Genomic DNA, 4223 nt, shown 5'->3' on the forward strand with positions numbered 1-4223 from the left:
TTAGCTCGTTTACCATCATTTTCTTTGGACATTTTCATTTCTTTGGATTTTTTCAGCCTATTAATTTTGATCTGGATATTCTCCATCTCTTTTTCTAACTGTTTTATCTTTACATCTTCATAATAGGTTTTTTCATCTGCCTGCAGAACTGCAGCAAAAATAAAAAACATAACTATAATAATTTTTTTTGACATTCCATTCCCCTTTTTCATATATAACTTCCAATATCTGAAATTATTTTGGGATTTTTTCAAATAAATAAAGCCAGTTTTATACTCTTATTTTTTTATTGTTTTTACAGTATCTTACCAGTTTCATTGTTTATACTAAAAGATAGATAAAGAAGTTTCCTCTGTCTACCCCTATGCCTTCCCTATACTCACGAGCAGCTGTTCTTTTGTAATATCTTTGAAGTCAAGCTGTCTATATAGTGCCCCTTGAAGTATTTTCCTGAATTCCGGACCTGGTTTATAACCCATGCTGATAAGATCGGCACCTGTGACAAGAGGTTTTACTTTGGAAATATCAGATATAAACTTTTTTATCTTATCCTTTGCTGTTTTTTTCCCTTCCAAGTAGATCAGCATCAGTACTTCCAGACTTATCTCATTTAAGATATCATAAATATCAGAATTTTTATCAGATTTTTTTAATTTTGAAAGTACCTCTACCCTTTTTTTTATTCCGTATTCATATTTTTTTCTGAAATCCTGAGAAAAACTAAATTTATTAAAGATCAGTTCTATTTCATCGCTTTTCAAATCCTCCATAAGAATCAAAAAAGCCATAATCCATTTCTTCAGTTTTAGTTGAGATATCATTCCATCTAGAGATTGTAGATCTTCTAAGTGTTTTTTTATCTTTTCAGTGAGTCTTATATTATGATGAATGTTCTTCAAAACATCGTATTTTTCCAGATAGTTCAGAGCCTTTTCAGGATTTTTATCCCCTAAAATAATTTTAAACTCATTTTTCACTCTCGGCCAGGAGATCTTCTTCAGAAAACCATTCTCCACAGCATCTTTTAAAAATCTTTCTGTTTCCTCTTCGATTTTAAAATTATACCTGCTGGCAAATCTAAAGGCCCTTATTATTCTTGTGGGGTCCTCTACAAAGCTAAAATTGTGAAGTATTCTGATCTCTCTGTTTTGGATATCCCTGTATCCGTTGAAAAAATCAACCAGTTCTCCGAATTTCTGGTAGTCAATCTCCAGGGCAAGAGAATTTATAGTAAAATCTCTCCTGTACATATCCTCCCTTATACTTCCGTAATCTACGCTGGGAAGTGAAGTGGGATACTCATAGTACTCTACCCTCGATGTAGCTACATCTATTTTCAGATTTTTGTTTACTATCACCACAGCCGTTTTAAACTTTTCATGGACGACTATTTTTTCACCATTGAGCTCATTCTTCAGATCCCAGGCAAAAGCTATTCCCTCTCCTTCCACTACGATATCAATGTCTTTATTGGGTATACCGAGAATTATATCTCTCACTATACCTCCTACCATATAGACTTTTTCTTTTCTTTTCTTGGCTATTTTCTCTATGGCTTTCAGAAGCTCTATGAGATCTTTTGGAATCTTGTCCAAAAGCTGTTCTCTCATGGCCTTTGAAACCTCTCTCTTTTTCATATCCATTCTTTTTTTCTGTGCATAGAGAAATCTTAAAATGTCAGCCCTTGTTACTATGCCTACAAGTTTTTCCCCTCTCAGTATAGGAATTCTGCCTATCTCATTTTCTACCAGTGTCTGTTTCAGGTCGTCAATGGAGGTTTCCTCAGAAGCTGTTATGAGTTTAGATGTCATATACACCTTGACCGGTGCATTGGCAAACCCATGCCCCATAGAGCGATCTATGTCACGTCTGGATATTATCCCTACCAATTTCCCGTCTTCCACTACAGGAAGGCCTGTATATCCAAACCTAGTCATTATTTTATGTGCATCTCTGAGTCTTGTATCCATGGTAATCGTCTTCACAGGAGTGGACATTATCTCCTTCGTAGTTTTACCCTTTTTTACATTTTTCAATATAATCTCTTTTAACTGATTATAAAGATCATTTACAGATATATCCCTGACTACCACAGAGGATGCACTAGGGTGTCCTCCCCCTTGATATCCTTCTAATATCTCATCTAACGGAACCCCTATACTGGAGCTTCTGGCTATGATATTTGACTTTTCATCATTTCCGCATATTATAAAACAGGCAGTACAGTCCTCTACATCTTTTATTTTGTTTATCAGCTCGTCTATCCCACCGAGAAAATCTTCCGAATATATCTTTGTGAGAAATATCCTCTCAGTTGAAAATTTTATAGTCTCCCCAGCCTCTAAAAGTTCGATAAAAGTATCTTTTTGATCCTCTCTCAGTCCCTTGGTGCTGTATTCATGGACAAATTTCAGATCTCCACCTTTTTTTATTAAAAAAGCCGCTGCCTTTAAGTCTTTAGGAGTGGTTATAGAATAAGTAAAGTTGCCTGTGTCTTCATAGAGACCCATCAAAGCCACATTGAGTTCATATTTTTCAAACTTTACACTGCTGCCCAGTCTTTCTTTTATAAGCTCTAGAATATGAGTGGTATTAGAGCCGTAGCTTACCCTGGTTATATTACCCTCTATATCTTCATTGCTTTCAGGATGATGGTCATATATCTCCACAGGAACTTTCCCTATGAGCTCCTTAAATCTACCTATTCTGGAAACTTTAGCTGTATCAACCACTATAAGCTTATCTACCTGGTCAAAGTCCACATCCTTTGTTTTGGTTATTCCCAAAAAATCCTGGTAAAGGGTGACAAATTTTTTCACATTATTACTCACATTTCCCGGAAAAGCTATCACAGCTTCTGGATATAGTTTTTTTGCCAAAACCATGGACGAAAGTGCATCCAGGTCTGCGTAAATATGTGTTGTAATCAGTTCCATATTTGACCCCGCCCTTCTTTATCTATTCATATTTATTTTAGCTTTTTTTAATATAAAAGTCTAGTTATAATGATTATCCTCTTATTGAATAAATATTCAATGGAATTTTTGATGTGCAAAAATGCAATATTTTTAGTATAATAATATATAAGCATCATTTAGAGGGGGGATTTTTTTGAAAAAATACATCTCTATTTTTCTTCTGGTATTGACAATTTCAGCATGCAGCAATATAGAAAAATCAGAATATCTGGATAAAAACAAATCTGAATTAAAAGCATCTTATGACTCCTCAGATTATAATAAACTGACGGGGGATCTCAATGCAAACGACATCTTCCTGGCAGGAGAGATGCACGGTATAAAAGAAAACTACACCCTGAGACTGAATCTCCTCATGTTCCTCAATGAAAATGCGGGAGTCCGGCATTACCTTGCAGAGATGGGTTACAGCAGTAGTTTCTATATGAACAAATATCTATCCACTGGAGACGAGAGATATCTTTTCCTTGTTACAAACTCAATAGCAGGTTCCTATGATCATTCTGCAGAAGATGTAGAGTTTTGGAGACGCCTCTATACATACAATAAATCTCTTCCTGAAAAAGAAAAAATAAAAATAGTGGGCCTTGATTTAGAGCATCAGTTCTGGATATCCATTCTCCATCTAAACAGTATTTTAAAAGATAAAAATCTAGGGCCTGAGATAGGGGAAGTTTTAAAAGAACTAGACACCCTCAGCTCTTATATCTGTCCAAATATGAAAAATACAGAAAATATCCTAAAAAATATTCAAAAGGTAAAAATTTCCAGCCTCAGTAAAATTACAAAAAATATAAGCATAGACCTGAAAAACAGAAAACAGATTTATAAAAAACAGCTGAACAAAGACGAGTTTTATGACCTGGAGTTTATTCTCTCCAATTCCATAGATACTGAAAGAATATACAAAAATGTGGCTGACAGCCATTATTTCAATGATGAGAGAGAAAAAAGTATATATAATAATTTCCTTAAAGTTTACAGTCATTTTGACAAGGCTAAATATTTCGGACAGTGGGGGGGATTTCATATTCTTCAGAAAAGCAGGTCCACAGAAGCCACTTTTGCTTCCTACCTCAATCAGAGTACCTCTCCTGTAAAGGGAAAGGTAGTCAGCATAAAATTTGTATACGACAACCAAAAGCACAAGATGACAAGCAGAAAAATTTTAAATGCCTTCAAGGAGTACAGCCATTCGAAATTTACACTCTATAAGCTTGAAAAATCAGAGGGTATAGGGGAGAA

At 34.9% G+C, this 4223-nt stretch carries 3 protein-coding genes; 1 reads left to right on the plus strand and 2 read right to left on the minus strand.

Annotated features, from left to right (window positions below):
- On the minus strand, window positions 1-194 hold a 194-nt coding region (locus ABZA26_RS08930; RefSeq protein WP_372714172.1), incomplete at its 3' end, for a hypothetical protein.
- Window positions 195-362: 168 nt separating this feature from the next.
- Complete coding sequence (locus ABZA26_RS08935; RefSeq protein WP_372714173.1) at window positions 363-2936, minus strand: CBS domain-containing protein; 2574 nt, start codon at window positions 2934-2936, stop codon at window positions 363-365.
- 175 nt (window positions 2937-3111) lie between these two features.
- On the opposite strand from ABZA26_RS08935, the gene ABZA26_RS08940 reads away from it, so the two are divergent.
- Window positions 3112-4223: hypothetical protein (locus tag ABZA26_RS08940; protein ID WP_372714174.1), on the plus strand; the 1112-nt coding region annotated here is incomplete at its 3' end.

It is taken from the genome of Ilyobacter sp., assembly GCF_041583315.1.
Taxonomy (GTDB): Bacteria; Fusobacteriota; Fusobacteriia; order Fusobacteriales; family Fusobacteriaceae; genus Ilyobacter.